Source organism: Bradyrhizobium sp. LB13.1, assembly GCF_054056815.1.
Genome location: NZ_JBSRYQ010000001.1, coordinates 2093988 through 2120555 on the forward strand (window position 1 = coordinate 2093988; position 26568 = coordinate 2120555).

At 63.7% G+C, this 26568-nt stretch carries 27 protein-coding genes and 2 pseudogenes; 18 read left to right on the forward strand and 11 right to left on the reverse strand.

Features of this window, described 5'->3' with window-relative positions:
- Positions 1–126: 126 nt before the first annotated feature.
- A complete protein-coding gene (locus ACVWYI_RS09810; protein ID WP_247340470.1) occupies positions 127–588 on the reverse strand; it encodes a nuclear transport factor 2 family protein in 462 nt (153 codons plus the stop codon).
- 154 nt (positions 589–742) lie between these two features.
- Between ACVWYI_RS09810 and ACVWYI_RS09815 the strand changes: the two genes are divergently transcribed.
- Both ACVWYI_RS09815 and ACVWYI_RS09820 read left to right on the forward strand, forming a co-directional pair.
- A complete protein-coding gene (locus ACVWYI_RS09815; protein WP_456661839.1) occupies positions 743–1417 on the forward strand; it encodes an HAD family hydrolase in 675 nt (224 codons plus the stop codon).
- A 93-nt stretch (positions 1418–1510) separates the two neighbouring features.
- Positions 1511–2344: a DeoR/GlpR family DNA-binding transcription regulator gene (locus ACVWYI_RS09820; protein WP_456661840.1), complete on the forward strand. Its 834-nt coding sequence runs from the start codon at positions 1511–1513 to the stop codon at positions 2342–2344.
- 39 nt (positions 2345–2383) lie between these two features.
- On the opposite strand, the gene ACVWYI_RS09825 is transcribed toward ACVWYI_RS09820, so the two are convergent.
- Positions 2384–3070 carry a glutathione S-transferase family protein gene (locus ACVWYI_RS09825; protein ID WP_456661841.1) on the reverse strand — a complete coding sequence of 229 codons (687 nt, stop codon included), beginning with the start codon at positions 3068–3070 and terminating at the stop codon, positions 2384–2386.
- Positions 3071–3173: 103 nt separating this feature from the next.
- Between ACVWYI_RS09825 and ACVWYI_RS09830 the strand changes: the two genes are divergently transcribed.
- Positions 3174–3734 carry a TetR/AcrR family transcriptional regulator gene (locus ACVWYI_RS09830; RefSeq protein ID WP_456661842.1) on the forward strand — a complete coding sequence of 187 codons (561 nt, stop codon included), beginning with the start codon at positions 3174–3176 and terminating at the stop codon, positions 3732–3734.
- Positions 3735–3754: 20 nt separating this feature from the next.
- On the opposite strand, the gene ACVWYI_RS09835 is transcribed toward ACVWYI_RS09830, so the two are convergent.
- Complete coding sequence (locus ACVWYI_RS09835; RefSeq protein WP_456661843.1) at positions 3755–4180, reverse strand: PIN domain-containing protein; 426 nt, start codon at positions 4178–4180, stop codon at positions 3755–3757.
- Positions 4177–4461 (reverse strand): type II toxin-antitoxin system Phd/YefM family antitoxin, encoded by a 285-nt coding sequence (locus ACVWYI_RS09840; RefSeq protein ID WP_456661844.1) that lies wholly within the window; start codon positions 4459–4461, stop codon positions 4177–4179. Before ACVWYI_RS09840 ends, ACVWYI_RS09835 begins: the two co-directional genes overlap by 4 nt.
- 233 nt (positions 4462–4694) lie before the next feature.
- Between ACVWYI_RS09840 and glpD the strand changes: the two genes are divergently transcribed.
- From glpD to ACVWYI_RS09875, 7 genes are all read left to right on the forward strand, one after another.
- Positions 4695–6245 carry a glycerol-3-phosphate dehydrogenase gene (glpD, locus tag ACVWYI_RS09845; protein ID WP_456661845.1) on the forward strand — a complete coding sequence of 517 codons (1551 nt, stop codon included), beginning with the start codon at positions 4695–4697 and terminating at the stop codon, positions 6243–6245.
- Positions 6242–7321 carry an ABC transporter ATP-binding protein gene (locus tag ACVWYI_RS09850; protein WP_456661846.1) on the forward strand — a complete coding sequence of 360 codons (1080 nt, stop codon included), beginning with the start codon at positions 6242–6244 and terminating at the stop codon, positions 7319–7321. The genes glpD and ACVWYI_RS09850 overlap by 4 nt, the downstream gene beginning before the upstream one ends.
- Positions 7322–7333: 12 nt before the next feature.
- Positions 7334–8419 (forward strand): ABC transporter ATP-binding protein, encoded by a 1086-nt coding sequence (locus ACVWYI_RS09855; protein ID WP_456661847.1) that lies wholly within the window; start codon positions 7334–7336, stop codon positions 8417–8419.
- Positions 8419–9321: a carbohydrate ABC transporter permease gene (locus tag ACVWYI_RS09860; RefSeq protein ID WP_247340449.1), complete on the forward strand. Its 903-nt coding sequence runs from the start codon at positions 8419–8421 to the stop codon at positions 9319–9321. Before ACVWYI_RS09855 ends, ACVWYI_RS09860 begins: the two co-directional genes overlap by 1 nt.
- A complete protein-coding gene (locus tag ACVWYI_RS09865; RefSeq protein ID WP_007606994.1) occupies positions 9321–10127 on the forward strand; it encodes a carbohydrate ABC transporter permease in 807 nt (268 codons plus the stop codon). Before ACVWYI_RS09860 ends, ACVWYI_RS09865 begins: the two co-directional genes overlap by 1 nt.
- A gap of 9 nt (positions 10128–10136) precedes the next feature.
- On the forward strand, positions 10137–10466 hold the full coding sequence (locus ACVWYI_RS09870; RefSeq protein WP_456661848.1) for a DUF2160 domain-containing protein: 330 nt from the start codon (positions 10137–10139) through the stop codon (positions 10464–10466).
- Between the two features lie 127 nt (positions 10467–10593).
- Positions 10594–12336, forward strand: a complete 1743-nt coding sequence (locus ACVWYI_RS09875; RefSeq protein ID WP_247440916.1) for an ABC transporter substrate-binding protein — start codon at positions 10594–10596, stop codon at positions 12334–12336.
- A 187-nt stretch (positions 12337–12523) separates the two neighbouring features.
- On the opposite strand, the gene ACVWYI_RS09880 is transcribed toward ACVWYI_RS09875, so the two are convergent.
- From ACVWYI_RS09880 to ACVWYI_RS09890, 3 genes are all read right to left on the reverse strand, one after another.
- Complete coding sequence (locus ACVWYI_RS09880; RefSeq protein WP_456661849.1) at positions 12524–13624, reverse strand: alkene reductase; 1101 nt, start codon at positions 13622–13624, stop codon at positions 12524–12526.
- Positions 13625–13794: 170 nt separating this feature from the next.
- Entirely contained in the window at positions 13795–14298 is a 504-nt protein-coding gene (locus ACVWYI_RS09885) for a DUF1993 domain-containing protein (RefSeq protein WP_247340442.1), read from the reverse strand.
- Between the two features lie 246 nt (positions 14299–14544).
- Positions 14545–15846, reverse strand: a complete 1302-nt coding sequence (locus ACVWYI_RS09890; protein ID WP_456661850.1) for a lytic murein transglycosylase — start codon at positions 15844–15846, stop codon at positions 14545–14547.
- A gap of 186 nt (positions 15847–16032) precedes the next feature.
- Here ACVWYI_RS09890 and htpX point away from each other — a divergent pair, with 186 nt between their 5' ends.
- Both htpX and ACVWYI_RS09900 read left to right on the forward strand, forming a co-directional pair.
- Entirely contained in the window at positions 16033–16965 is a 933-nt protein-coding gene (gene htpX, locus ACVWYI_RS09895; protein WP_456661851.1) for a zinc metalloprotease HtpX, read from the forward strand.
- 134 nt (positions 16966–17099) lie between these two features.
- Entirely contained in the window at positions 17100–17744 is a 645-nt protein-coding gene (locus ACVWYI_RS09900; RefSeq protein ID WP_456651079.1) for a tetratricopeptide repeat protein, read from the forward strand.
- Between the two features lie 5 nt (positions 17745–17749).
- Here ACVWYI_RS09900 and ACVWYI_RS09905 read toward each other — a convergent pair whose 3' ends face one another.
- Complete coding sequence (locus ACVWYI_RS09905; protein ID WP_247340437.1) at positions 17750–18097, reverse strand: hypothetical protein; 348 nt, start codon at positions 18095–18097, stop codon at positions 17750–17752.
- A 164-nt stretch (positions 18098–18261) separates the two neighbouring features.
- Entirely contained in the window at positions 18262–19068 is an 807-nt protein-coding gene (locus ACVWYI_RS09910; RefSeq protein ID WP_247440749.1) for a hypothetical protein, read from the reverse strand.
- Positions 19069–19297: 229 nt separating this feature from the next.
- Between ACVWYI_RS09910 and ACVWYI_RS09915 the strand changes: the two genes are divergently transcribed.
- Positions 19298–19591, forward strand: coding sequence for an antibiotic biosynthesis monooxygenase (locus tag ACVWYI_RS09915; protein WP_027543691.1), 294 nt, complete (start codon positions 19298–19300; stop codon positions 19589–19591).
- Between the two features lie 138 nt (positions 19592–19729).
- Here the strand turns inward: ACVWYI_RS09915 and ACVWYI_RS09920 are convergent.
- A pseudogene (locus ACVWYI_RS09920) lies at positions 19730–21176 on the reverse strand (helix-turn-helix domain-containing protein).
- 229 nt (positions 21177–21405) lie between these two features.
- On the opposite strand from ACVWYI_RS09920, the gene ACVWYI_RS09925 reads away from it, so the two are divergent.
- From ACVWYI_RS09925 to ACVWYI_RS09935, 3 genes and pseudogenes are all read left to right on the forward strand, one after another.
- Positions 21406–23037: an isocitrate lyase gene (locus ACVWYI_RS09925; RefSeq protein WP_456661852.1), complete on the forward strand. Its 1632-nt coding sequence runs from the start codon at positions 21406–21408 to the stop codon at positions 23035–23037.
- A 30-nt stretch (positions 23038–23067) separates the two neighbouring features.
- A complete protein-coding gene (locus tag ACVWYI_RS09930) occupies positions 23068–23274 on the forward strand; it encodes a DUF4170 domain-containing protein (RefSeq protein WP_247325711.1) in 207 nt (68 codons plus the stop codon).
- Positions 23275–23459: 185 nt separating this feature from the next.
- A pseudogene (locus tag ACVWYI_RS09935) lies at positions 23460–24015 on the forward strand (hypothetical protein).
- Positions 24016–24046: 31 nt separating this feature from the next.
- Here ACVWYI_RS09935 and ACVWYI_RS09940 read toward each other — a convergent pair.
- The gene (locus ACVWYI_RS09940) at positions 24047–24928 is read right to left on the reverse strand and encodes a metallophosphoesterase family protein (RefSeq protein ID WP_456661853.1); all 882 of its coding nucleotides are present in this window, start codon (positions 24926–24928) and stop codon (positions 24047–24049) included.
- Positions 24929–25020: 92 nt separating this feature from the next.
- Here ACVWYI_RS09940 and ACVWYI_RS09945 point away from each other — a divergent pair, with 92 nt between their 5' ends.
- The gene (locus ACVWYI_RS09945; protein ID WP_456651076.1) at positions 25021–25512 is read left to right on the forward strand and encodes an NUDIX domain-containing protein; all 492 of its coding nucleotides are present in this window, start codon (positions 25021–25023) and stop codon (positions 25510–25512) included.
- Between the two features lie 59 nt (positions 25513–25571).
- Positions 25572–26519, forward strand: a complete 948-nt coding sequence (locus ACVWYI_RS09950) for a glycosyltransferase family 2 protein (protein ID WP_456661854.1) — start codon at positions 25572–25574, stop codon at positions 26517–26519.
- Positions 26520–26568 lie beyond the last annotated feature (49 nt).

Below are 26568 nucleotides of genomic sequence, written 5' to 3' on the forward strand. Positions count from 1 at the left end.
CCGGATGAGGGGACGTTTCAGCAGATTCAGAAGCGAGAGATTCGTTCTCGGAGAGAAACCCCTCACCCGACTTCGCTTCGCGAAGCCCCACCCTCTCCCACAAGGGGGAGAGGGAAGAGCCGTTGTTCACAACTTCGTCGCCGACCTTGAGAGCAGCTTCCAGTCGTCGCCCTGCTTCTGCCAGTTCATCAGGATGTGAAGGTTGGTCGGCACTTTTTTCCCATCGGCCGCCATCTCCTGTTCCGCTACCCAATGGAAGCGCACGATCGCGGCGGGGCCGACCACCTTGATGGTCGGGTCCTTGTACTCGATCGACAGGAATTTCGACTTGCCGTCGGTGGCGTTGGTGACGAAGGTTGCCTTGTCCTCGACCTTGCCGCTGGAATGGCTGTAGCTGACATCGTCCCAGCACAGCGCACCGAGCGCCTTGGGATCGGCGGCGATCTGGGCGAGACGGAAGGCCTCGACCTTCTTCGCCACGGCTTCCTCGTCCGCCGATGCCGCCAGCGCCGGTGTCGTGACAGCTGAGACAGCAAGCGCCGAGACGGCAAGAGTCGAGAGAGCCAGATCGCGTCGGTTGATCGTCATCGTTTCCTCCTTTTTGATCTTGCAGCCAGTGTTGCAGCCGCGCGCGACTTTGTCGAGTGGCGCATCTCCTTCATGTGGATGCGTCATTGCGCGATCGAGAGCGTATTGATACGTCTTTCGCATCAATGCGCTGCGCATTTGGGAAAGTACGGACATGATCGACGCGATGGGCAGGGCGCTGCTGTTCGACATCGACGGCACGTTGGCCGACACGGATTTCCTTCATCGCGAGGCGTTCCATCGCGTGTTTGCTCCGCGCGGCCATATCGTGGATGAGGAGCGCTTCAAGCGCGAGCTCCAGGGTTTTTCCAATGTGTCGATCGGGGAGCGATTTCTGCCGGACGAATCGCCGGAACGTCGCGTTGCAATCCTCGGCGAGAAGGAGGCGATCTTTCGTGACCTGGTGGCTGGACAGATCGTGCCGCTTCCGGGCCTGATGGCGCTGCTCGACCGTGCCGATAGCGCCGGCATTCCCATGGTGGCCGTGACCAACGCGCCGCGTCTCAACGCCGAACTGCTGCTGTCGGGCCTCGGCATTACGGACCGCTTCAAGGCGGTCGTGATCGGCGACGAGCTGCCGCACGGCAAGCCGCATCCGCTGCCCTATCAGGAAGGGCTGCGCTTCGCCGGCGCCAGCGCGGCGGCCTCGATCGCGTTCGAGGATTCCCGCTCCGGCGTGCAATCGGCCGCCGTCGCCGGCATTCCGACCATCGGGATGCGCACCACTCTCGGCCACGCCGACCTTGTTGCCGCCGGCGCGGTCGCTTCCGCCAGCGCTTACGACGATCCGACACTGCTGGCGCGCCTCGCCGCCGCGATGGCGTGGTGAGGACGTTGGTCCGTTAACCGTGATCGGCACGCGCATTGACCGAACGCGCGCGAACCGCCGCACCATGCGGCTTCCTGACTTGAGGCTATTGTCGTGACCGGACTGACTCATCGCCAAGCCGAAATCCTCAACATCGCGCGGGCTTCGGGCCGCGTCATGGTCGAGGAGCTGGCGCGCCGGTTCGAGGTCTCGGCCCAGACCATCCGCAAGGATCTCAACGATCTCTGCGAGCGCCGCTCGCTGACCCGTATCCATGGCGGCGCTATCATCGCCTCCGGCGTCGAAAACCTCGCCTATGAGGCGCGGCGCTTCGTCGCCGCCGACGAGAAGAAGGCGATTGGAGCCGCGGCCGCATCGCTGATCCCGAACGGCTGCTCGCTGTTCATCAACATCGGCACCACGACCGAGGAGGTCGCGAGCGCGCTGACCTCGCACGAGGACCTCCTCGTCATCACCAACAATCTCAACGTCGCCATGCTGCTCTACCGCCATCCCCGCATCGAGGTGGTGGTTGCCGGCGGCACGGTGCGGCGCGCCGACGGTGCGGTGGTCGGCTCGACCGCGACGCAGCTGATCGGCCAGTTCAAGGTCGACTACGCCATCATCGGTGCGTCCGCGATCGACGAGGAAGGCGCGCTGCTCGACTTTGACTATCGCGAGGTCCAGGTGGCGCAAGCCATCATCGCCAACGCCCGCAGCGTCATGCTGGTCGCGGATTCCACAAAACTCCGCCGCAGCGCGCCGGTGCGCATCGCCCATATCAGCCAGATCCAGACCTTCGTGACCGATCAGGAACTCCCCGAGCGCCTCGCCACGATTTGCCATGCCAAGGGCATCGAGGTGATGGCAGCGATGCCGAAGGGGGCGGATATCGATGAGGCGGCCGAACCGGCGCAAGAGGCCACGCCGGTCGTTCGGTTGCGTTAGATGGCTGCGATCGATCCGGAGCTGACATCACGCCGCAGTTCACAGACCAAAACGCTTCAGGTCCTCCGGCAGGAAATCTCGACCTGTCCGGTTCTTGACGCTTGGCAGATTTGATACTCTTTCCCGCCAGGCGATGAGGGATTTGCACGCATCGGGAATCGATATCCCCGCTGCGCCAGCGAAGTCCAGGCTCGCAAAGACTGTGATATCCGCCATCGAGAAGGCGTCGCCGGCAACGAGCGGTGTGTTCTTCAGGACGCCGTCGAAATAATTCATGCCGCGGACGAACCTGGCGCGCTGTCGCTCACCCCATTCCTTCCTGCCGGCCCATTCCGGAGCCACATAGGGCTGCATCGCAGGCCCGAGGCCCGACGTGGCATAGTGAAAGTAGCCGTCGACCGCGCCCATGAGCTCGGCCTCGGCGCGATTCTGCATCATGTGGATCACCGCCTTCTCGCGCGGTGTCCTGCCGGTGAGGACCGGATGGCCATCGAGATGGTCCAGATATTCGGTGATGGCCGTCGACTCCGAGATCAAGGTGCCGTCATCGAGTTCGAGCACCGGGATTTTCCCCGAGGGGTTGATCGCGAGAAACGGCGCCTGCTTGTGCTCTGCCCCGATCAAATCGACGCTGACGAACTCGACCCGGTCGTCGAGTCCCTTTTCGGAAAGGACGATGCGAATGCGCGAGGAATTGGGAAATCCGGGCCGATCGTAGATTTTCATGAGAACATTCCTTTATCTATCGATAGATAGGTGGGTAGCCGATATGGGCCTTTGCAATGGCGGAGTCAAGGGCTATCTATCGGTAGATAGATGGGGGCGAACGATGACGGCCGATACCAAGCAGGTGATCATGGATGCGGCCCGCGCGATGGTGCAGGCGCGCGGCTACAACGGCCTGAGCTTTCGCGACCTGGCGAAGGAGGTGGGCGTCAAGAGCGCCAGCGTCCACTATCATTTTCCGACCAAGGGCGATCTTGGCGCCGCGCTTGCGAGTCGCTATGCCGACGAGGCGATCGAGATCTTCGACGGGTTCCTCGAAGCCTCGCAGGACGTCGGGGCCTGCCTGAGGATGTATACGGACGTCTTCCGTTCCGCGCTGTCGAACGACAACAGGATGTGCCTGTGCGGGATCATGGCCGCCGAGCACGATGACTTGCCGGCCGAAGTCAGAGCTGAGGTCGACAGGTTCACCGACGTCAATATCCGGTGGCTGGTCAAATTGCTGTCGCGTGGAAAGAAGGCGGCAACGGGAGCGATTGAGCAGCGGGCGCTCGCGATCTTCGCGGCCGTCGAGGGCGCACAGCTCGTTGCGCGCGGGCGAGGCGACATCGCGGTCTACGATCAGGCGATCGAGGCTTACAGGGCGGCAGGGCTGCTGCCCTGAGTTTTGGGTCGGCCGACGTCTTATACGTCGTCCCACGGGTTGAGCAGCACGACGCCGAATGCCGCAAAATCCTTCACATTGCGTGTGGCGAGTGTGAGGTCGTTTGCGAGCGCGGTCGCGCCGAAGAATCCATCCATCACGGACAGAGCGATGCCGCTGCGGCGGCTCTGCGCCATCAGATCGCCCCAGCGCTCGGCGACCGCATGGTCGATCGGCAGGATGCGCCCGGCAAAACGCTCCGGCAGATCATGCGTGAGCCAGGCAGTCAGTGCCGCGCGCCGGCCGCCGTCATCCAGCAGTGCGATGCCACGGCGAAGCTCTGCGATCGAAGCGACGCTGATGAAGGCGCGGTCCTCGTCGATCGTATCGAGCCACGCCAAAACACTCGGGGAAGGCGCCGGCCGCCGAACCTCGGAGAGCACCTTGGTGTCGAGCAGCAAGTTCACGGCATCTCGTCGCGCGGCGTGTCGTGCATGCGTTCAGGATCGAGGTCGGCGCCGCGTAATGGCGACGCCAGCAGGAATTCGGCCAGCGTGCCTTTGCGCGCCGTCTTGCGCGCCCACTCGTCGGCGGAAACGACAACGGCATTGGGCCTGCCGTGACGGGTGATGACCTGCGGGCCGGACTGGGCGCGGTCGATCACCTCGGAAAGCCGTGCCTTGGCGTTGGCAAGCGTCCAGATGTCATCGGTTGGAAGCGCATCGGGTGCAGTGTTGGAGTCGGCCATGAGAATATCGACCAATATGACTACTATGACTATAATTCTCTGAAGCTAAGCATTCAAGGGTGCTTTTGCCGCTGGAATTGCCGGCCCAGGCTGCTCAATTCCGCGTCTGTCTGCCCCACTTAAAAGTTCCGCTTTCACTTCCTTTCTTCTCTCTTTCATCTTGCTTTCGTTTTTCGGTGTGATCTAATCAAAAACGAAAGTAACCGCTCGATTGAACGGGCGGTCGCCGGGGGATGCGTCTGTTGGAGCGTATTTTCGACCTCGCCATCATTGGAGGCGGTGTTAACGGCTGCGGCATCGCGCGCGATGCGGTGGGCCGTGGCAACACGGTTTTCCTGTGCGAAATGAACGATCTGGCGAGCGGGACGTCGTCCTGGTCGACCAAGCTGGTGCATGGCGGCCTGCGCTATCTCGAATATTACGAGTTTCGCCTGGTCCGCGAGGCGCTGATCGAGCGCGAGATCCTCTGGGGCATCGCGCCCCACATCATCCGCCCGCTGCGTTTCGTTCTGCCGCACCATGCAGGCCTGCGACCGGCCTGGCTGCTGCGCCTCGGCCTCTTCCTCTATGACCATATCGGCGGCCGCCATCTGTTGCCGGCGACCCGCTCGGTCGATCTCAGGCGTGACGAGGTCGGTCGCCCGCTGATCCCGAACCGCTATACCCGCGCGTTCGAATATTCCGACTGCTTCGTCGATGACGCCCGTCTCGTCGTGCTCAACGCGCGCGACGCCGCCGACAAGGGCGCCGAGATCCGCACCCGCACCCGGGCGACGGATATCAAGCAGTCCGACGGCATCTGGACCGTCAGCATGATCGACACGCTGACCGGCGCGCGCTCGTCGATCCAGGCTCGCGCGCTCGTCAATGCCGGCGGGCCCTGGGTCGAGGACGTGCTCGGCCGTGGCGCCGGCGTCAACGCGAAAGCCAAGGTGCGCCTGGTGCAGGGCTCGCACATCGTTGTGAAAAAACTCTACGACCACGACCGCGCCTACATGTTCCAGAACGCCGACGGCCGCATCATCTTCGTCATTCCCTATCAGGACGATTTTACGCTGATCGGCACCACCGATCGCGACTATGACGGCGATCCGGCCAAGGTGAAGGCGACGCCTGAGGAGATCCAGTATCTCTGCACGGCGGCAAGCGAATATCTGGCCAAGCCTGTCACGCCTGATGACGTGGTCTGGACCTATTCCGGCGTGCGCCCGCTCTATGACGACGGCGCCAGCGAAGCCAAGGCCGCGACGCGCGACTACGTGTTCGAGCTCGACACGCCCGGCGGCGTGCCACTGCTGTCGATCTATGGCGGCAAGATCACGACCTACCGCCGTCTCGCCGAGGAGGCGCTGGAGCGGCTTGCGCCCTATCTTCGCAGTGCGAAAGCGCGCGAGGGCTGGACCGGCAAATGGCCGCTGCCCGGCGGCGACATGGGCGTCTCCGATGTCGACGGCCTGATTGCGGAGCTTCAGCGCGGCTATCCCTTCCTCAGCCACGAGCATGCGCGGCGACTCGCGCGCGCCTATGGCACAAAGGCGATCAAGCTGCTCGGGGATGCGAAATCCGCGGCCGATCTCGGCCAGGCCTTCGGCGCGACGCTGAGCGAGCGCGAGGTCCGCTATCTCATGGCCAACGAATGGGCCGTCACTGCCGAGGACATCGTCTGGCGCCGCTCAAAGCTCGGCCTGCGACTAAGTGCCGACGAAATCGCGGCGCTTGACGACTGGATCAGGACCCACGCCGTGCAGCAAAGTCCCCTGCTGGAAGCCGGAGGACGCTCATGACGGTGACACTCGATCACGTGACCCGGACTGTCGACGGAGTCCCGCATATCCGCGACGTCGCGCTGACGCTCGAGAGCGGTACGCTCAACGTGCTGCTCGGGCCGACGCTGTCGGGCAAGACCTCGATCATGCGGCTGCTCGCAGGCCTCGACAAGCCGACTTCGGGCAAGATCTTGGTCAACGGCAAGGACGTCACCGGCGCCGACGTGCGCAAGCGTTCGGTCGCGATGGTCTACCAGCAGTTCATCAATTATCCCTCGCTTACAGTCTATGAGAACATCGCGTCGCCCTTGCGTGTGCAGGGCAAGCCGCGCGCTGAAATCGAGGCGCGCGTGGCGGAAGCCGCAAGGCTGCTCAGGCTCGAGCCGTTTCTGAAGCGCACGCCGCTCCAGCTTTCCGGTGGCCAGCAGCAGCGCACCGCGATCGCGCGCGCGCTGGTCAAGAGCGCCGATCTCGTGCTGCTCGACGAGCCGCTCGCCAATCTCGACTACAAGCTTCGTGAGGAGCTGCGCGCCGAGCTCCCGCGCATCTTCGAGGCTTCCGGCGCGATCTTCGTCTATGCCACCACCGAGCCAACCGAGGCGTTGCTGCTCGGCGGCAACACGGTGTGCATGTGGCAGGGTCAGGCGCTCCAGATCGACGAGACCGCCAACGTCTACCGCCGGCCGCAGACTTTACGCGTCGCGCAGGTGTTCTCCGACCCGCCGCTCAATCTCGTCGGCATCGAGAAAAAGAACGGCTCTGTGCAATATGCCGGCGGCGCGGCGTCGCCGGCCTCGGGTCTGTATTCGTCGCTGGCCGACGGCGCCTACCGGGTCGGCTTTCGCGCGCATCAGCTCGCGCTCGCCAACGGCCAGGCCGATCGCCACGCCTTCCATGCCACGGTAACGGTGACCGAAATCACCGGTTCGGAGAGTTTCGTGCATCTGACCCGCGACGGATCGAAATGGGTTGCGGTGTTGCACGGCGTGCACGAGTTCGAGCCCGGCCAGACCATCGACGCCGTGCTCGATCCCAATGATGTCTTCGTTTTCGATGCGGCAGGCCGCCTGGTCGCCGCACCCGGCAATACCTGAGGGAGATGCGACATGGCCCGCATTGACCTCGTCGATCTCGCGCACTCCTACGGCGGCAACGATGCGCCGCAGGACAGCTTTGCCCTGAAGCCTGTCACCATGACCTGGCGGCAGGGCGGCGCCTATGCGCTGCTCGGGCCGTCCGGCTGCGGCAAGACCACGCTGCTCAACGTCATTTCCGGAATCATCACGCCGTCGCGGGGGAAAATCCTGTTCGACGAGGTGGACATCACACCGCTGTCAACCCAGAAGCGCAACATCGCCCAGGTGTTCCAGTTTCCGGTGATCTACGACACCATGACGGTGGGGCAGAATCTGGCGTTTCCACTGAAGAACCGCGGCGTGCCAAAGGCCGAGATCGACAAGCGCGTCGCCGAGATCGGCCGCCTGCTCGATCTCGAGCCCTATCTGAACCGAAAGGCGACGCGGCTCACGGCTGACGCCAAGCAGAAGATATCGCTCGGCCGCGGCCTGGTGCGCTCCGACGTCGCCGCCGTGCTGTTCGACGAGCCGCTCACCGTGATCGATCCCGAGCTGAAATGGCAGCTCCGCTCCAAGCTGAAGGCGCTGCATCGCGAGCTCGACCTTACGATGATCTACGTCACCCACGACCAGACCGAGGCGCTGACCTTTGCAGACACCGTCGTCGTCATGCATGACGGCCGCGTGGTGCAAAGCGGCACCCCGGCCGAGCTGTTCGACAAGCCCGCGCACACCTTCGTCGGCTATTTCATCGGCTCGCCCGGCATGAACATCCTGCCGGCCGAGGTGAGGGGCCGCGAGGCCAAGATCGACGGTCACGTCATCGCGCTCAATCGCAGCTACGACAGCCTTCCGGCAAGCGCGAAGATCGAGATCGGCGTGCGTCCCGAATTCGTCGAAACCGTTGCGCCGGCACCGGGCCTGCTCAGCGCAAAAATCGAACGCATCGACGATCTCGGCCGCATCCGCTTTGCGCGTGCGCGCCTCGGTGATGCAAAACTCGCGGCGCGGGCGCCGGCCGGCTTCACCAGCCCGGACGGCACGGCCGGCCTGAAATTCGATCCGTCGCACGTCCACGTTTATGCCGACAGCCTTCTGGTGGAAGGATCCGCCTGATGGACAAGACCGTCAACCAAAAAGCCTGGTTCCTGGTGCTGCCGGTGTTCCTGGTCGTCGCCTTCTCGGCAGTGCTGCCGCTGATGACGGTGGTGAACTATTCGATGCAGGACACCTTCGGCAACAACCAGTTCTTCTGGAACGGTGTCGGCTGGTTCAAGGAATTGCTCGACCCTTCGACCGACCTCGGCGGCCGCTTCCTCGCCTCGCTCGGCCGCAATCTGTTCTTCTCGATGGTGATCCTCGCGATCGAGGTGCCGCTCGGCATCGTCGTTGCGCTGTCGATGCCGCGCCAGGGTTGGACCGTCGCGGCCTGCCTCGTCATCCTCGCGCTGCCGCTGTTGATCCCCTGGAACGTGGTCGGCACGATCTGGCAGATCTTTGGCCGCCCCGATATCGGCCTGCTCGGCTATGTGCTCAACGCGATCGGCATCGACTACAATTACGTCTCCAATGCCGTCGATGCCTGGGTCACCGTGATCGTGATGGACGTCTGGCACTGGACCAGCCTGGTCGCGTTGTTGTGTTATGCCGGCCTGAAGTCGATCCCCGATGCTTATTACCAGGCAGCTCAAATCGACGGCGCCTCGCGCTGGGCGGTGTTCAAGGCGATCCAGCTGCCCAAGATGAACCGCGTGCTGCTGATCGCGGTGCTGCTGCGCTTCATGGACTCGTTCATGATCTACACCGAGCCATTCGTCGTTACCGGCGGCGGGCCCGGCAATTCGACGACCTTCGTGTCGATCGAGCTCGTCAAGATCGCGCTCGGCCAGTTCGACCTCGGCAAGGCCGCCGCGCTGTCGCTGGTCTACAATCTGATCATCCTGATCGTCTGCTGGATCTTCTACACGGTCATGACCAATGCCGGCGCCGAGCGGAAGCCGCAGGAAGGAGCCGCGTGATGCATTCGATCCCCGGCCGTCGCCTCATCATGGCGCTGTTTTTGATCTTCCTGCTGTTGCCGATCTACTGGCTCGTCAACATGAGCTTCAAGACCAACGCCGAAATCGTCTCGACGATGACGCTGTGGCCGCACGCCCCGACGCTCCAGCACTACAAGCGCATCTTCACCGACGAGAGCTGGTATTCCGGCTACATCAACTCGCTGGAATACGTCGTCCTCAACACCATCATCTCGATCTCGGTGGCGTTGCCCGCGGCCTACGCGTTCTCGCGCTACCGTTTTCTCGGTGACAAGCATCTGTTCTTCTGGCTGCTGTCGAACCGCATGGCGCCGGCCGCGGTCTATGCACTGCCGTTCTTCAATCTTTACTCGGCGATCGGGCTGTTCGATACGCCCTGGGCGGTGGCGCTCGCGCACTGCATCTTCAACGTTCCGCTGGCGGTCTGGATCCTCGAAGGCTTCGTCTCCGGCGTGCCGCGCGAGATCGACGAGACCGCCTTCCTCGACGGCTATTCCTTCCCGCGCTTCTTCATCAAGATCCTGGTGCCGCTGATTGCGAGCGGTATCGGCGTCGCCGCCTTCTTCTGCTTCATGTTCTCCTGGGTCGAGCTGTTGCTGGCACGCACGCTGACCTCGGTGCAGGCCAAGCCGATCGCGGCGATCATGACGCGCACAGTGTCGGCCGCCGGCATGGATTGGGGGCTGCTCGCGGCAGCCGGCGTGCTCACCATCATTCCGGGCGCGCTCGTGATCTGGTTCGTCCGCAACTACATCGCGAGCGGTTTCGCGCTCGGCCGGGTCTAGGAGGCATCAATGGAATCTATTGCATGGATGGCCTGGACGCTGCCGACGGCGATCTTCTTTGTCGCGCTCGCCTGCACGCTTGCCGTGATGACCTGGCTCGGGGTGGCCTATCCCGAAACCGAGCGCGTCGGCGTGCTGCGCATCCCCACCACGCGCGGCGACCGCCTGTTCATCTCCCTGATCGTGGCGGCTGTCATCCACTTGCTCTGGATCGCCTTCGCCGGCACCGACGCACTCGCCACGCTGCCGATCGGCGAGGACGGACTTGAAATTTCGCGCCTTTGGCTCGCATCAGGAATTTCGCTGGCCATGGCCGTGCTCATTTTCCGCACGGTCTAGCCCGCGAAGGGACGGCCAGATCCGGGACCAACCCGGGCCTGTAGAAAGTTTGTCGCTGCAACGGAGGAACAACATGCGGCAGTTTAGGAGAAGGGAACGTCCATTGACCAAGAATAGCTTTCTGACGATGTCCAGCGTCGCCGCCATCGTCGCGGTGTCGTTGGCCGTCTCGGCGCCGGTGCGCGCTGCCGACGATGCCGCAATCCAGAAATGGATCGCGGAATTCCAGCCCTCGACCCTGTCGAAGGACGAGCAGAAGAAAGAGCTGGAATGGTTCGTCAAGGCCGCCGAGCCCTTCAAGGGCATGGAGATCAACGTCGTCTCCGAGACCATCACGACCCACGAATACGAGTCGCAGACGCTGGCGAAGGCGTTCTCCGAGCTCACCGGCATCAAGCTCAAGCACGACATTATCCAGGAAGGTGACGTCGTCGAGAAGCTGCAGACCCAGATGCAGTCCGGCAAGAACGTGTACGACGGCTGGATCAACGACTCCGACCTGATCGGCACGCACTTCCGCTACGGCCAGACCATCGCGCTGTCGGACTACATGACCGGCGAGGGCAAGGACGTCACCGATCCCCAGCTGGACGTCAACGACTTCATCGGCAAGTCGTTCGGCACGGCCCCGGATGGCAAGCTCTATCAGCTGCCCGACCAGCAGTTCGCGAACCTCTACTGGTTCCGCTACGACTGGTTCACCAACGCCGACTACAAGGCCAAGTTCAAGGCCAAGTATGGCTACGAACTCGGCGTGCCCGTGAACTGGTCCGCCTACGAGGACATCGCCGAGTTCTTCACGAACGACATCAAGGAGATCAACGGCGTCAAGGTTTACGGCCATATGGACTATGGCAAGAAGGACCCGTCGCTTGGTTGGCGGTTCACCGACGCCTGGCTGTCGATGGCCGGTAACGGCGACAAGGGCATTCCGAACGGTCTCCCGGTCGACGAATGGGGCATCCGCATGGAAGGCTGCCGTCCGGTGGGCTCCTCGGTCGAGCGTGGTGGCGACACCAACGGCCCGGCCGCGGTCTACTCGATCACCAAGTACCTCGAGTGGATGAAGAAGTATGCTCCGCCGCAAGCGCAGGGCATGACCTTCTCCGAGTCGGGTCCGGTGCCGGCGCAGGGCAACATCGCCCAGCAGATGTTCTGGTACACCGCTTTCACCGCCGACATGGTGAAGCCGGGCATCGCCGTGATGAACGCGGACGGTACGCCGAAGTGGCGTATGGCTCCGTCGCCGCACGGTTCGTACTGGAAGGAAGGCATGAAGCTCGGCTATCAGGACGCCGGCTCCGTGACGCTTCTCAAGTCGACCCCGGCGGATCGCCGCAAGGCAGCCTGGCTCTATCTCCAGTTCATCATCTCCAAGACGGTGTCGCTGAAGAAGAGCCATGTCGGTCTCACGTTCATTCGTGAATCCGACATTTGGGACAAGTCGTTCACGGAGCGTGCGCCGAAGCTCGGCGGCCTGATCGAGTTCTACCGCTCGCCCGCGCGCGTGCAGTGGACCCCGACCGGCAACAACGTGCCCGACTATCCGAAGCTGGCGCAGCTGTGGTGGCAGAACATCGGCGATGCGTCGTCGGGTGCGAAGACGCCGCAAGCCGCGATGGACTCGCTTGCCGCTGCCCAGGACTCCGTGATGGAGCGTCTGGAGAAGTCCGGCGTGCAGGGCGCCTGCGGTCCGAAGCTGCACAAGAAGGAAACGGCCGAGTACTGGTTCGCCAAGGCCCAGAAGGACGGCACGATTGCTCCTCAGCGCAAGCTCGCCAACGAAAAGCCGAAGGGCGAGACGGTCGACTACGACACCCTGATCAAGTCGTGGCCGGCACAGCCCCCGAAGCGCGCGGAAGCAAAGTAAGGCACATCAACGTAACGACGAAAGGCCGGGAGCAATCCCGGCCTTTTTCTTTTTATTGTCGTGGATTTTGCTCCACACCGTCATTGCGAGCGAAGCGAAGCAATCCAGAGTCTTTCCACGGAGGTAGTCTGGATTGCTTCGTCGCGTTGCTCCTCGCAATGACGGAGGATGGAGCGACGACGACGCCTTACTCCGCCGGTTCAGTCGTCAGCGCCGGATAATCCGTGTAGCCCTTCGCGCCGCCGCCGTAGAACGTGTTCTTGTCCCAGTCATTGAGCGCCGCGCCCTGCTTCAGCCGCTCGACGAGGTCGGGGTTGGAGATGAACGGCTTGCCGAAGGCGATGAGATCGGCCGCGTTCGCCTCCAGCACCTTGGAGGCGAGGGCGAAATCATAGCCGTTGTTGGCGACGTAAGCGCCGACGAAGCGCCTACGCAGGCCCGCATAGTCGAACGGCGCGATGTCGCGCGGACCGCCGGTGGCGCCTTCGACGACGTGGAGATAGACGAGCTTGAGCGCGCTGAGACCGTCGACGATATGGTCGTACAAGGCTTGCGGGTTCGACTCCGAGATATCGTTGGCCGGTGTTACCGGCGAGACGCGAATGCCGGTGCGCTCGGCGCCAGCCTCGACCACGACGGCCTTGGATACTTCCAGCAACAGCCGCGCGCGGTTCTCGATGGAGCCGCCATAGGCGTCGGTACGCTTGTTGGTGCCGTCCTTGGCGAACTGCTCGAGCAGATAGCCGTTGGCGCCGTGGATCTCGACGCCGTCGAAGCCGGCTTCGAGCGCATTCTTCGTGGCGCGCTTGAAATCGTCGATGATCCCTGGAATTTCGGAGAGCTCGAGCGCGCGGGGCTCGGAGACGTCGGCGAAGGTACCGTTGACGAAAGTCTTGCCCTTGGCGCGGATCGCGCTCGGCGCTACCGGGGCTGCGCCATTGGCCTGGAGATCGACATGCGAGATGCGGCCGACATGCCAGAGCTGGATGAAGACCTTGCCGCCGCGCTCGTGGACTTGATCGGTGACCTTGCGCCAGCCGGCGGCCTGGTCCCTGGAGTAGATGCCGGGTGTGTCCTGGTAGCCCTGGCCCTGCTGCGAGACCTGGCTCGCTTCGGTGATCAGAAGCCCTGCGGAGGCGCGTTGGCCGTAATAGTCGGCGGCGAGCGCACCGGGCACGAACGTGCCGGGAACGGCGCGGTTACGCGTCAGCGGTGCCATCACGAAACGGTTCGCAAGCGTGATCGGGCCGAGCTTGTAGGTGTCAAACAATTTGGTCGAACGGCTCATGGGAATGCTTCCAGGCGGTGAAAGGTCTGCAACACTTGTGCATCGCGGCAATCAGCGCAAGGGAGGAGCCATACGGAAAGTGCAGGCGAGCTACGCAGCAAGGCCCGCGTAGCACAATTCGTATGCAGTTTCGGCCGCGACAGCGGAATTCCGCTGCCGCGGGCCATAACTTAATTCGCGCCGAGGAAATCGCGCTTGCCGATCTCGACGCCGGCGTGGCGCAGAAGGCCGTGGGCGGTTGCGGCGTGGAAATAGAAGTTCGGCAGCGAGAACGCGCTCAGGAATTGCTGGCCCTTCATGGTGATGGATTTGTCGGGGCCGGCCGGGAAGGTGACGTCCTTGGTGTCGGCGCCCTCGAACTGCTCGGGCTTGAACGATTTCACATAGTCGATGGTCTTCGCCAGGCGCTGCTTCAATTCGGCAAAGCTGGTCTCGGTGTCTGCTGTGGAGGGCACTTCGCTATGGGTCAGCCGGGCGCAGCCCTTGGAGGCGAAATCGCTGACGAGCTGGATCTGCTTCGACAGCGGCAGCATGTCCGGAAACAGCCGGGAGCCCAGCAGGACGCTCGGATCGACCTTCTTGGCCGCGCAATGCGCCTCGGCTTTCGTGAGCAGGCCGGTCAGGCTGTTCAGCATTTGCAAATAGGCGGGGACGACGGCGTCGTGGAAGGACATGTGATGCTCGCTCTTGTGGTGGGGAATCTCAGGAGAAACCTGAGCCACTCACATGGGGCCGTCATGGAAAAATACAATCGCGGGAGCGGCTTGTGCAGTGCGAAAATTCTACCGTGCAACGCTCTCCGCTGTCATCGTCCGGCTTGACCGGGCGATCCAGTACGCCGAGACGGCTGTGATTGAGCCGGGACGCCACGGCGTACTGGATGCCCCGCTTTCGCGGAGCATGACAGCGAGCGGGGTCGCTTATCGGATCGTCGCCGCAGGCTGCGCCTGTGCTGTGCCACCGCGCATCCGGGCCAAAAGTTCGGAGGTCGGCCAGGAATCGGCCGGCAGACCGTATTTGACCTGCATCGCCTTCACTGCGGCGCGGCTCTGCTGGCCCAGCACGCCGTCGACCTTGCCGACATTGAAGCCGGCCTGGACCAGAAGCTGCTGCAATTGCTTGAGCTCATTGAACGGCAGCTGCGCGACCGGTGTGGTCGGCTTGCGCATCGGTGCTGCGCCCGCAATGCGCGAGGCGAGATAGCCCGCGGTGGTCGAATAGATCAGCGAGTTATTCCACTCGGTATAGGCCGCGAAATTCGGATACGCCATGAAGGCCGGCCCGTTGCGTCCCATCGGCAGCAGCACGGAGGCCGCGAGATTGTCGCTCGGCAGCGGCCTGCCGTCGGGATAGGTCACCCCCAGCTGCGCCCATTTCGCGCGCGGCTGCTGCACGGTGAGATCGGTCTGATCCCACGGCAGGTTTTGCGGCACCTTGATCTCCTCCAGCCACGGCTCGCCGCGCCGCCACTTCAACCCGTTGGCGATGTAGTTCGCGGTCGAGCCGATCACGTCGTCTTCGCTGCGGAGGAGATCGCGCCGTCCGTCGCCGTCATAGTCGACGGCATAGTTGACGTAATGCACTGGCAGGAATTGGGTCTGGCCGAGTTCGCCGGCCCAGGAGCCGATCATCTCGTCGGGTGTGAGATCACCGCGGTCGATAATCTTCAGCGCGGCGATGGTCTCGTTCACGAACATCTCTGAGCGGCGGCAGTCATAGGCCAGCGACACCAGCGATTTCAGTGTCGGCAGATTTCCCATGTTGACGCCGAAATCGCTCTCCAGTCCCCAGAACGCGGCGATCACCGCCGGCGGCACGCCGTATTCCTTTTCGGCGCGCGCGAACGCGGCCGCATGTCGCTTGATGTGTTGCTGGCCGTTCTGCATGCGATAGGGCGCGGCCATGCGGCCGGCAAACTCAGTGAAGAGCTGGCCGAACACGCGCTGGCCGCGGTCGCGATTGACGATGCCCTGGTCGTAGACGAGGTAGGGCGAGGCCTGCGCCATCGTTCGCTGCGACACGCCGGTCGCCACCGCCTGCTGTTTTACGTCAGCCAGGAAGCGATCGAAGTTCGCGCCATTGTGGCACGACGCCGCGCGTGGGGAGGGCGCAGTGGCCCTGGGGGCCGCTGGCTTTGCGGGCGGTGGCGCGAACTGTGCGGAGGCGGGAAAGGCGAGTGTGAGCAGAGCGGTGGCCGCGATCGCAATTCGGGTCTGGGGCATGAGGTTTCCGCAAGGGGAGGAGACGCTTGGATTCTTGACCAAGCTTAATGGAGCGATTGCCTTCAAACCAGTGCCGCGGCTCCGCGACGCACCTGGAAACCTTGCGGGTGGGGCGGGGTCGTCCCTACCTCATGCTTGCCGGCCTGCAGCGCCTCCAGCGGCGGCGACCGGACCCGGGAGAGGGCCATGAACTATCTTCGTACCGCAATGCTGCTCGCAGGCCTCGCCGCCCTGTTCATGGGCGTCGGCTATCTGATCGGCGGTGCTGGCGGCGCCATGATTGCGCTCGTCATTGCCGCGGCGACCAATCTCTTCACCTACTGGAACTCCGACCGCATGGTGCTGAGCATGTACGGGGCTCATGAGGTCGACCGCAGCAGCGCGCCGGAGCTGGTCGGGCTCGTCGCCGAGCTTGCGCGCCGCGCCGGCTTGCCGATGCCGCGCGTGTTCCTGATGGACGAGCCGCAGCCCAACGCGTTTGCCACCGGGCGCAATCCCGAGAATGCCGCGGTTGCGGTCACCACCGGGTTGATGCAGCAGCTCAGCCGCGAGGAGCTCGCCGGGGTGATCGCGCACGAGCTTGCCCATATCAAGCATCACGACACGCTGCTGATGACTGTTACCGCGACCATTGCCGGTGCGATCTCGATGCTGGCGCAGTTCGGCATGTTCTTCGGAGGCAACCGCGACAACAACGGCCCGGGCATTGTCGGCTCGATCCTGATGATGATCCTCGCCCCGATCGGGGCCATGCTGGTGCAGATGGCGATCAGTCGTACGCGCGAATACGCCGCGGACAATCTCGGCGCACGCATCGCCGGTCAGCCGATTTGGCTCGCATCGGCGCTGGTGAAGATCGAAGACGCTGCGCATCAGGTCCCGAACCTCGAGGCGGAGCGAAATCCCGCCACCGCGCATATGTTCATCATCAATCCGCTGTCGGGCCACGGCGTGGACAATCTGTTCGCCACCCATCCGTCGACGCAGAATCGCATCGCGGCGCTTCAGCAACTCGCAGCCGAGCTTGGCGCGCAGGCGTCGCCGTCGATCGGCGCCAACGAGAACTATCCGCCGCGGGGCCCGTGGGGCCGCTCCTCTTCACGCGGCCCTTGGGGCTGATGCGGACGCGGCTGGAATTTGCATGCTTTGTGACCTGACGCACACAGGCTGGTCCCAGCCGGTGTTAACACCCTGGCGAAACCGTTCCTTCGAAAGGGGATGCGTGGCCGGCCCGCTGCCTGCCACGGTCGAAGATGACCAAAGCTGCAGTACCATTGCTGATCGTCCTGGGCGTGCTCATTGGCCTGTCCACGCACACGGTCGTCAATTGCGGGGACGAGGACGATCCCGACATCTGCTCGGCGGTGATCGGCTTCTCGCCGCTCCGTGGATCGCTGATCGCCTTTGCCTATGAGGGGCGCGGACGGATCGCGCTGCGCCATGGCGACTGGCGGCGGGCGATCGCGGATTTCGACGAGGCCATCCACCTCAATCCCAACCGCGCCTCGCTCTATCGCGACCGCGCTCTGGCGCGCCGGCAGAACGGCGATTTCGAACTTGCCATCGAGGATTACGACGAGGCGATCGCGCATGATCCGAGGCTCGCCGCGCCCTATCACCAGCGCGGTCTCGCGCTCGCCGCCACCGGCGATCTCGATCGCGCGATCCTGAGCTACAACACCGCGGTCCGCCTCGACCCCTCGGATGCGCAGGCCCGGCTCGCCCGCGGCCTCGCATTCCTCGCCCGCGGCCGGGCGGATGAGGCGCGCGCCGATTTCGAGGCCACGCTGGCGCTGCCCGCCGGCAAGGATAATGCCCACACTCGCGATGCGGCGCGCGCAAAACTCGCCGAACTCGCGAGCGCCGAGCCAACCGAAGTGGCCGCGCCAAGACGGTGAGTAGCTTACTTCGACTTCCTGGCTTTGGCCTTCTTCGCCTTCTTCACAGGCTTTTCCTTGGCGGCTTTCTTCTCCACCTTTACTGCGACCGGCGTGCTGGCGGCAATCCGCATCGACCGTGCGTAGCTGTCGGCGACATTGTCGGCGGACATCTGCAGGCGCTTGGCGGCGGTGGTGGCCTGCTCCATGGTGGCCTTCGCCATTATCTTGAAGCGATCGCCGGTCTCCTTGCTCTTGGCCTTGGCCGCAAGGCCATTGAAGCGATCCCGCCGCTCCTTGGCGCGGGTCATCAGGCCCGTATGCAGCTGTCTGGCCAGTTGCCGGATCACGACATCCAGGTCGGCGTCCGCCATGTTGTTCTATCCTCTTCGAAAACAGTATCGATGCGGGCGGGACTATGCAGATCGGGCCCCGCCTTGGCAATTCCCCGCCGGGAGTCATCCGCAGCTTCCGGTTTACAAAACAAAAGAGCCGCGCATTTCGCGCGGCTCTTTTGTTTGGTTTGGCGCTTTCCGCCTCACTTCAGCGAGGCGACCGGGCCACTTGAAGCTGCCGGATCGGGGTCGAAGCCGAACACGCCGACCAGATATTTGTAATAGTCCGGCATCTTCTCCTTGAGCGTCTCGCGCGACTTCGGGTCGTGGAATTCGCTCTTTCCGGCCAGGAAGATGCTGGCGGTCACCGCAAAGAATTCCATGTGATTCTTCATCGCATAGGCTTCCTTGGGCAGGAGGTCCTTGGATTTGGCGTAAGCGTAATAGCCGATCACGCCCTTGTTGGCGTAGCCGTCCGGCAACAGCCGCGCGTGATAGGCGTGCAGGAGTTCGTGCAGCAGCACGGCCTCCTTCTCGTAACGCATCATGTCGGGCCGCAGCATGATTACGCCGAGGCCCGAATCGACCGCGAGGTCGACCGCATTGGGATTGGTCCAGCGCTGCGTGGCATGGTCCCAAACAGTGAGCGTTCGCGGCACGCGGCGCTCGACGTTCGGGGCGACCCGGCCGTAACAGGCAGTCGCGGCGCCGTCGTCGAGGCAGGCGAGCTCGCTCGCAATGATCGGGACGGTGCGGAAGAAGCGCAGGACGCGCGGCGAGAGGCCGGCACCCTCGACCACGTCGATCTGGCTCTTCAGATTCTCGGTGAGCTTGTCGACATCCTTGCGGTCGGAATTCTCCGAGATGTCGAACATGTAGCCGCGGTAGCTCTGGAAACCCGGCGGCAACGCTTGCGCCGCGCCGGCGGACGCATCGAGCGGTCCGGCATTGGATGGATTGGCCATGAGCGCGCCGACAATGGTCGCGGTCAGCAGCAGCGCAATGCGCATGATAAACCCCCTGATGTCACTTGACGCGGCAGACTAGGCCATCGTTGTTTGCGAAAAGTGAGTGGGGCGAGACTAAGGCACCGATGTTGAGGCGTGCTTAACCGTTGGTTGCAGATCGCGGAAGTGGATTAGTGCCGGGTTAACCAACCGTGGATCGCCCGCACGGTTCGGCGTAGCATGCGGTGCGGGCACCGGGCCCGTAGATCAAGACAGCCGGTAGGAGGATGCCATGTATGCCGCCATCCGTCAGGCCAAGGCGAAAAGCGGGAGCGCGGAAGAGCTGGCGCGCCGCATCAAGGACGGCGCCGTTCCGATCATCAGCGACGTCGACGGTTTCCGCGCCTATTACGTCGTCTATGCCGGCGACGACACGGTGACCGCGATCTCGATCTTCGACAAGTTCGAACAGGCGGAGGAGGCGAACCGGCGCGCGATCGCCTGGATCGAGAAGGATCTCGGCCCGCTGCTTGCAGGCGACGCCCGCGCCGCCGCGGGGCCGGTGATCGTGCATACGCTGGCATAGGACTTGGGTGCAGCCGCGCATTCAACTGTCATCGCCCGGCTTGACCGGGCGATCCAGTACTCCGAGACGCAGCGATTGAACCGATAGGCCGCGGCGTACTGGATGCCCCGCCTTCGCGGGGCATGACAGCGGTGTGCTTCACAGCTCCCTCGCATTCGAGAACGCGAAACTCGACACCCGCCGCGTCGTCTCGTCCAGGATCAGCGTGCGCGTGATCGGCGGCTCCGCGCGCTGAGCGCAGTTTTCGCGCTCGCAGAGGCGGCAGTTGACGCCGATCGGCGTGCCCTCTGTTTTCTCCAGATCGATGCCGGCGGCATAGACGAGGCGCGCGGCGTGACGGATCTCGCAGCCGAGGCCGATGGCGAAGCGCGGCTGCGGCAGCGGGTGCGGCGCGACGGGACGGCGCACCATCTGCGCGATCGAGAAATAACGCGTACCGTCGGACAGCTCGATCACCTGCTTGAGCAGGCGATCCGGGGTGTCAAAGGTCGAGTGCACGTTCCACAGCGGACAGGTGCCGCCGAATTTCGAGAACGGGAATGTGCCGGAGGAGAAGCGCTTCGAGACGTTGCCGGCATTGTCGACGCGCAGCAGGAAGAAGGGAATGCCGCGCGCGTTCGGCCGCTGCAGGGTGGTGAGTCGATGGCAGACCTGCTCGAAACCGGAATTGAAGCGCTGCGCCAGCAGATGGATGTCGTAGTTCAGCGCTTCCGCCGCGGCGAGGAACGGCGGGTAGGGCATCATCACGGCGGCCGCAAAGTAGTTGCCGAGCGTGATGCGGAACAGGCGGCGCGGTGTGTCGTCGAGCGGGCCGGCGCGGCCGATGATGGTCTCCAGTTGCTGCGCGCATTCGCTCAAGCCGAGCTGGAAGGCGAGCTGGAACGCGCGGCCGGGCGCGTCGACCAGTTCGGAGATCAGGAGCTGGCGGCGATGGCGGTCGAAGCGCCGCAGCGTCTCGCGCATCACGTCCACCGGCATGATGCGGGTCTGGATCGAATGCTTCTCGCGCAGTCGCGCGGCGAGCGCCGCATAAAGCTCTTCGGCCGGCACGTTCAGTTCGTCGCGCAGAGTTTCCGCGGCTTGCTCGAGTTCCGGAAAATAGTTGCGGTTGGCCTCGATAAGCTCGCGGACGCGTTCGACCGGATTGGCCTCATAGCGCGTGCCGACGTCACGGTCGGCCATTTGCGCCGCGGCCAGGGTCTCGCCCTGGCGCGCCTCGGTATACGCGGCGTAGAGCCGCTGCAGCGCATGGGTGACGCCGGGGCAGAGTTCGGCGAGATCGCGCAGTTCCTGCTTGGGAACGTCGATCTGGCGGAACAGCGGGTCGGAGAAGATCTCGTTGAGCTCGGCGAAAAAGCGATCCTCGTCGGGCGGTGGCGAGGTCGCGCAGGTCGAGGTCATAGGTCTCGGCCAGCCGCAGCAGGATCTGCGCGGTCACTGGACGCTGGTTGCGCTCGATCAGGTTGACATAGCTCGGCGAGATCCCGAGCCCCTCGGCCATCTGGGTCTGCGACAGCCCCAATTGCTGCCGGATCCGCCGAAAGCGCGGGCCGACGAAGAGCTTCTTGCTGGAACCGGCGGGCATTTTCAGGTCTCCCGAGGCATCAAGGACAGTTTGATTGACCTATATCCTTTACAAAATTTACAAAAAAACATCTATTACATGTTCCGATGTTACATGACATCACCATTCAAATACAAGGCCTCTGTACGACCTGAGCTTTCTCGCGTTTAGCTTCTGACACGCATCTCGCAATGCATTGTCAAGAATGTCGATGGCAGAAATCGCCGTCGTCAGCGAAAGGATCAGGCACATGAACTACCAGCCCCGCGGCATCACCACCCTCCAGCGCCCGGCCTCGTATCAGAGCGAGATCGAGGCGGCCCAGTCGCTCCTCGAGACCCAGCCGACCTGGAACGGTGTGTCGGCCGAAGCCGTCGCCCGCATGCGCCTGCAGAATCGCTTCAAGACCGGCCTCGACGTTGCCCGCTACACCGCGGCGCTGATGCGAGCCGACATGGCCGCCTATGACGGCGACCCGACCAAGTACACTCAGTCGCTGGGCTGCTGGCACGGCTTCATCGCCCAGCAGAAGCTGATCTCGGTCAAGAAGCACTTTGGCAAGACCGATCGCACCTATTTGTACCTGTCCGGCTGGATGATCGCGGCGCTGCGCTCCGAGTTCGGTCCGCTGCCCGACCAGTCGATGCACGAGAAGACCTCGGTGCCGGCGCTGATCGAAGAGCTCTACACCTTCCTGCGTCAGGCCGATTCGCGCGAACTGAACGACATCTTCCGCAGTCTGGATACCGCCCGCAAGGAAGGCGACAAGGCGAAGGAAAAGGCGCTGATCGAGAAGATCGACAACTTCAAGACCCATGTCGTGCCCGTCATCGCCGACATCGACGCCGGCTTCGGCAATGCGGAGGCGACCTATCTGCTCGCCAAGAAGATGATCGAGGCGGGTGCCTGCGCGCTCCAGATCGAGAACCAGGTCTCGGACGAGAAGCAGTGCGGCCATCAGGACGGCAAGGTCACCGTGCCGCACGAGGTGTTCCTGGCGAAGATCCGCGCCTGCCGCCACGCCTTCCTCGAGCTCGGCGTCGAAGACGGCGTCGTCGTGACCCGCACCGACTCGCTCGGTGCCGGCCTGACGCAGCAGATCGCCGTCAGCCACAAGCCCGGCGACCTCGGTGACCTCTACAACAGCTTCCTGGATTGCGAGGAAGTAACGGCGGAGAACGCCCGCAACGGCGACGTCATCATCAACCGCAACGGCAAGATGATGCGTCCGAAGCGGCTGCCCTCCAATCTCTATCAGTTCCGCCCGGGCACCGGCGAAGACCGCTGCGTGCTCGACAGCATCACCTCGCTGCAGAATGGTGCGGACCTGCTGTGGATCGAGACCGAGAAGCCGCATATCGAGCAGATCGCCAAGATGGTCGATCGGATCCGCAAGGTCGTTCCAAACGCCAAGCTGGCCTACAACAACTCGCCGTCGTTCAACTGGACGCTCAACTTCCGTTGGCAGGTCTACGACGCGATGAAGGAGGCCGGCAAGGACGTCAGCAAGTACAATCGTGCCGAGCTGATGAAGCAGGAATACGACGATACGCCGCTGGCGAAGGAAGCCGACGAGCGCATCCGCACCTTCCAGGCGGATTCGGCCAAGCGCGCCGGCATCTTCCACCATCTGATCACGTTGCCGACCTACCATACGGCGGCGCTCTCGACCGACAATCTGGCGAAGGAGTATTTCGGCGACCAGGGCATGCTCGGCTATGTCAAGAACGTCCAGCGCGCCGAGATCCGTCAGGGTATCGCCTGCGCCAAGCATCAGAACATGGCCGGCTCCGACATCGGCGACGACCACAAGGAATACTTCGCCGGCGAAGCTGCCCTGAAGGCGGGCGGTGCCCACAACACGATGAACCAGTTCGGCTAACGCATCACGCTATTCGACAGGAGACTGATAATGACCAACAGCAATTTCTGGGTGATCGGCGGCGAGTTCGGTTCGATGAACTTCCACAAGCTGGTGGAAGGTTCTGCCCAGGTGCAGGGTCCCTTCAAGACCCGCAAGGAGGCCGAGGACGCCTGGCGCTCGGTTTCGGAAGAGAACCGCCACAAGGCCGGCGTTCGCTTCTCGATCGTGGAAGAGCCGTCGCGGGTCCCGGCCTGACAATCTGAACTGATAAGAAGACGTCCAAGGACGGATGGTCCCATCCGGCGCAAGCCGGGTGGGATCGTCTGTTTTTGGCACAGGTGAACGGCCTGTGGGCGCCGTAAGTAACTGGAATTGTGGGGCCTTTGCGGACACATTGGTTGCTGATAGGTTAATGGAAGGAAGTCAGGACGAGGCCGACAATGTCAGAGCCCGAAACCAGCGGGATCCACCCCGGCCAGCCACGCCCGGTGCGGCTGCGCGATGCGCTGTTGCGGGCGCGGATCGAGGCCGCCGACCGGACCGGCGTCGTCGTCGATTTGCGCGATGCCGAAGTGGCGCGGCTCGAGATCCTCAACGACGCGCTCGATCCCCTGTTCGCGCAGGTGCCCGAGCGGATCGACCTGTTCGACCGCGGCATCAGCCAGGGCGATACGCCGAGACTCTGGATCGACGTCGTCGCGCACATCGTGATGGGCCGCGACAAGCGGATGTACCGCTTCGTGCAGGACACCCGCTTCGGCCGCATCGTGCTCGCCGAATCCCACGACACCGCTGTCATCGTCGAGGCCGTGACTGATTACGTCGCCCGCCGCATGATCGAGCGCGAGCATGCGATGGTGGTCCCGCCTGAGCCGAAGCCCGAGGTCGCGCCGCCGTCGCGCCGGTCGCGCGTCTGGCCGTTCGTGTTCGGATTTGTGCTCGGGCGCCGCCGCGCTGTTCGGGGTTGCCGTGCTGGCGGCCCTGCGAAACTTGTGAATTTCTCCTCCGTCGCAATGACGGCGTGGCCTCAAATCAACCTGACATGCTTCATCTGTACGATCTGAAGCCCAGCCCCCAGGCTCCGCACCGCCTGCTCGCATCGCCAGCCGGCATTGTCCTTCTCGATCGTGAACAGATTATAGGCCGCGGCCGGGGTGTGCCCGTGCGCGAGCGCGGAGGCCGACGGCGCGCCGATCGCGGGAATGTTGCCGTTGGGGCCCTCGAACCACATCGTCGAATGAACGTGGTCGTGTCCGTGCAAGATCAGCTCGACGCCGTGGCGTTTCAGAAGCGTCAGCAGCCCGGCGGAGTCAGTCATCCGCTTGTGGTACGCGCCGGACTTCAACGGATGATGCACCAGCAGCACGCGAAAGACATCCTCGGCTGCAAGCCGTTCGAGCCCCTCTTCGAGGGCCGCGAGCTGATCGCGTCCGAGCGTGCCCGTCGCCATCAGCGGAAGAGTCGGCACCGCCGTGGACAGGCTGATCAGCGCGAGCGGCCCGCGCCGGCGCACGGAAGGAAAGCCGATACGGCCGTCGTCGCCCGCAAGATAGGGCGCGAAGGTCTCGCCGAAACGATGCGAGGTGGCGCGGACATAAGCGTCGTGATTGCCGGGAATCGTGGTGACGCGGTCGGGCGGGCCGACGCCGTCGAGCCAGGCGCGCGCCGGCGCGAATTCGGCTTCCAGCGCGAGATTGACGAGATCGCCTGTGACCGCGATGTGGTCGGGACCTTGCGTCTTCATGTCGGCGACGAGTGCGTCGAGCACCTCGCGGCGCTGGTACTTGTGACGGTTGCGCGTCCAGTTGATATAGCCGAGCGCGCGCTTTCCGGCGAGCTCGATCAACCGCGGCTTCGGCAGCGGCGGCAGATGCGGGTCGGACAGATGGGCGAGCGTGAAGGGGGCCATGTGGCTGCGATTGCCTCGCTATTCGTCCGCTGTAATGGCAAGGTCGCAGGCAACGCGCAAGCGAAGCCTGAACGGGGCGCCACGGGAGCCTGATGGGAGATCGTCTCAATAGCGTCCGACGGACATTCGAGCCGCTGCTGCGGCGAATCTTCCACGCCTATTTCCTGCTCGTCCGCGGCATGACGCTCGGCGTTCGCGCCGTGGTGCTGGATGCCGAGAGCAGGGTGTTCCTGGTCAGGCACAGCTACGTCATGGGCTGGTATCTGCCCGGCGGCGGCGTCGATCTCGGCGAGACCATGGAGCAGGCGATGCGGCGCGAGCTCAAGGAAGAGGGGGATATCGATCTCACCGGCGCCGCCGTGCTGCACGGCATCTTCCTCAACAGCCACGTCTCCCGCCGCGATCATGTCGCGGTCTACGTTGTCAGGCAGTTCAAGCAGGATCGCCTGCCGCAGCCCAACCGCGAGATCGCCGAATGCGGGTTCTTCGCTGTCACGGCGCTGCCCGAGGGGACCACGCCCGGCACGCGGCTGCGGATCGCCGAAGTCCTTCACGACAGGCCGCGGATTGCGACGTGGCGATGATGGCTGCCTGTGCTAGTAAACTGCGCCTGCGGTCTCGGCGCATGGACGAGGGATGAAGATTGTCTGAATCGACGAGGTCATGGCCATTCCGGGTCGCCGTGCTGGTTCCCTGCTACAATGAGGAAGCCGCCGTTGCGACGGTCGTCGCCGATTTCCGCAAGGCACTGCCTGCGGCCGAGGTCTACGTGTACGACAACAACTCGACCGACCGCACCGCGACGATCGCGCGCGAGGCCGGAGCAATCGTGCGCAGCGAACGGCGCCAGGGCAAAGGCCATGTCGTGCGCCGCATGTTCGCGGACATTGAGGCCGACATCTACGTGCTCGTCGATGGCGATGCGACCTACGACGCGCCGAGCGCGTCGCGCATGATCGACCAGCTCCTCGATGATCATCTGGATATGGTTGTGGGTCTGCGTGTCGATCAATCGCAAGCGGCCTACCGGCGCGGTCATCGCATCGGCAACCGGCTGTTCACCGGTTTCCTGGCTTCGACCTTCGGCCACGCCTTCACGGACATTCTGTCCGGCTACCGCGTGTTCTCGCGCCGCTTCGTCAAATCCTTTCCCGTCCTGTCCGGCGGTTTCGAGATCGAGACCGAGTTTGCGGTCTATGCGCTGGAATTGTCGCTGCCGGTTGCCGAGGTCGAGACGCCCTATTACGCGCGCCCGGAAGGCTCCGTCTCGAAGCTCAATACCTGGCAGGATGGGTTGCGCATCTTCAACACAATGCTGAAGCTCAACCGGTCGGAGCGGCCGCTGCGCTTCTTTTCGACGATCGGCATCGTCCTCGCGCTGCTGTCGATCGCTTTCGGAGTGCCCGTCGTGATCACCTTCTTCGAGACCGGTCTCGTACCGCGCCTGCCGACCGCCGTGCTCTCCATGGGCCTGATGATCATGGCGCTGCTTTCGGCTTCGTCGGGGCTCGTGCTCGACACCGTGACGCGCGGCCGGCGGGAAATGAAGATGCTCGCCTACCTGTCCCAACCGCCGCTCGGGAGGAACTGAAAACCTCCGGGGGCGGGCGCAATCCCATGGACCGTTGCCCTCCAAGGTG

Coding starts and splice junctions, on each gene's coding strand:
- ACVWYI_RS09810 (WP_247340470.1), bottom strand. CDS start 588: ATGACGATCAACCGACGCGATCTGGCTCTCTCGACTCTTGCCGTCTCG.
- ACVWYI_RS09815 (WP_456661839.1), top strand. CDS start 743: ATGATCGACGCGATGGGCAGGGCGCTGCTGTTCGACATCGACGGCACG.
- ACVWYI_RS09825 (WP_456661841.1), bottom strand. CDS start 3,070: ATGAAAATCTACGATCGGCCCGGATTTCCCAATTCCTCGCGCATTCGC.
- ACVWYI_RS09830 (WP_456661842.1), top strand. CDS start 3,174: ATGACGGCCGATACCAAGCAGGTGATCATGGATGCGGCCCGCGCGATG.
- ACVWYI_RS09840 (WP_456661844.1), bottom strand. CDS start 4,461: ATGGCCGACTCCAACACTGCACCCGATGCGCTTCCAACCGATGACATC.
- glpD (WP_456661845.1), top strand. CDS start 4,695: ATGCGTCTGTTGGAGCGTATTTTCGACCTCGCCATCATTGGAGGCGGT.
- ACVWYI_RS09850 (WP_456661846.1), top strand. CDS start 6,242: ATGACGGTGACACTCGATCACGTGACCCGGACTGTCGACGGAGTCCCG.
- ACVWYI_RS09855 (WP_456661847.1), top strand. CDS start 7,334: ATGGCCCGCATTGACCTCGTCGATCTCGCGCACTCCTACGGCGGCAAC.
- ACVWYI_RS09860 (WP_247340449.1), top strand. CDS start 8,419: ATGGACAAGACCGTCAACCAAAAAGCCTGGTTCCTGGTGCTGCCGGTG.
- ACVWYI_RS09865 (WP_007606994.1), top strand. CDS start 9,321: ATGCATTCGATCCCCGGCCGTCGCCTCATCATGGCGCTGTTTTTGATC.
- ACVWYI_RS09870 (WP_456661848.1), top strand. CDS start 10,137: ATGGAATCTATTGCATGGATGGCCTGGACGCTGCCGACGGCGATCTTC.
- ACVWYI_RS09875 (WP_247440916.1), top strand. CDS start 10,594: ATGTCCAGCGTCGCCGCCATCGTCGCGGTGTCGTTGGCCGTCTCGGCG.
- ACVWYI_RS09880 (WP_456661849.1), bottom strand. CDS start 13,624: ATGAGCCGTTCGACCAAATTGTTTGACACCTACAAGCTCGGCCCGATC.
- ACVWYI_RS09885 (WP_247340442.1), bottom strand. CDS start 14,298: ATGTCCTTCCACGACGCCGTCGTCCCCGCCTATTTGCAAATGCTGAAC.
- ACVWYI_RS09890 (WP_456661850.1), bottom strand. CDS start 15,846: ATGCCCCAGACCCGAATTGCGATCGCGGCCACCGCTCTGCTCACACTC.
- htpX (WP_456661851.1), top strand. CDS start 16,033: ATGAACTATCTTCGTACCGCAATGCTGCTCGCAGGCCTCGCCGCCCTG.
- ACVWYI_RS09900 (WP_456651079.1), top strand. CDS start 17,100: ATGACCAAAGCTGCAGTACCATTGCTGATCGTCCTGGGCGTGCTCATT.
- ACVWYI_RS09905 (WP_247340437.1), bottom strand. CDS start 18,097: ATGGCGGACGCCGACCTGGATGTCGTGATCCGGCAACTGGCCAGACAG.
- ACVWYI_RS09910 (WP_247440749.1), bottom strand. CDS start 19,068: ATGCGCATTGCGCTGCTGCTGACCGCGACCATTGTCGGCGCGCTCATG.
- ACVWYI_RS09915 (WP_027543691.1), top strand. CDS start 19,298: ATGTATGCCGCCATCCGTCAGGCCAAGGCGAAAAGCGGGAGCGCGGAA.
- ACVWYI_RS09925 (WP_456661852.1), top strand. CDS start 21,406: ATGAACTACCAGCCCCGCGGCATCACCACCCTCCAGCGCCCGGCCTCG.
- ACVWYI_RS09930 (WP_247325711.1), top strand. CDS start 23,068: ATGACCAACAGCAATTTCTGGGTGATCGGCGGCGAGTTCGGTTCGATG.
- ACVWYI_RS09940 (WP_456661853.1), bottom strand. CDS start 24,928: ATGGCCCCCTTCACGCTCGCCCATCTGTCCGACCCGCATCTGCCGCCG.
- ACVWYI_RS09945 (WP_456651076.1), top strand. CDS start 25,021: ATGGGAGATCGTCTCAATAGCGTCCGACGGACATTCGAGCCGCTGCTG.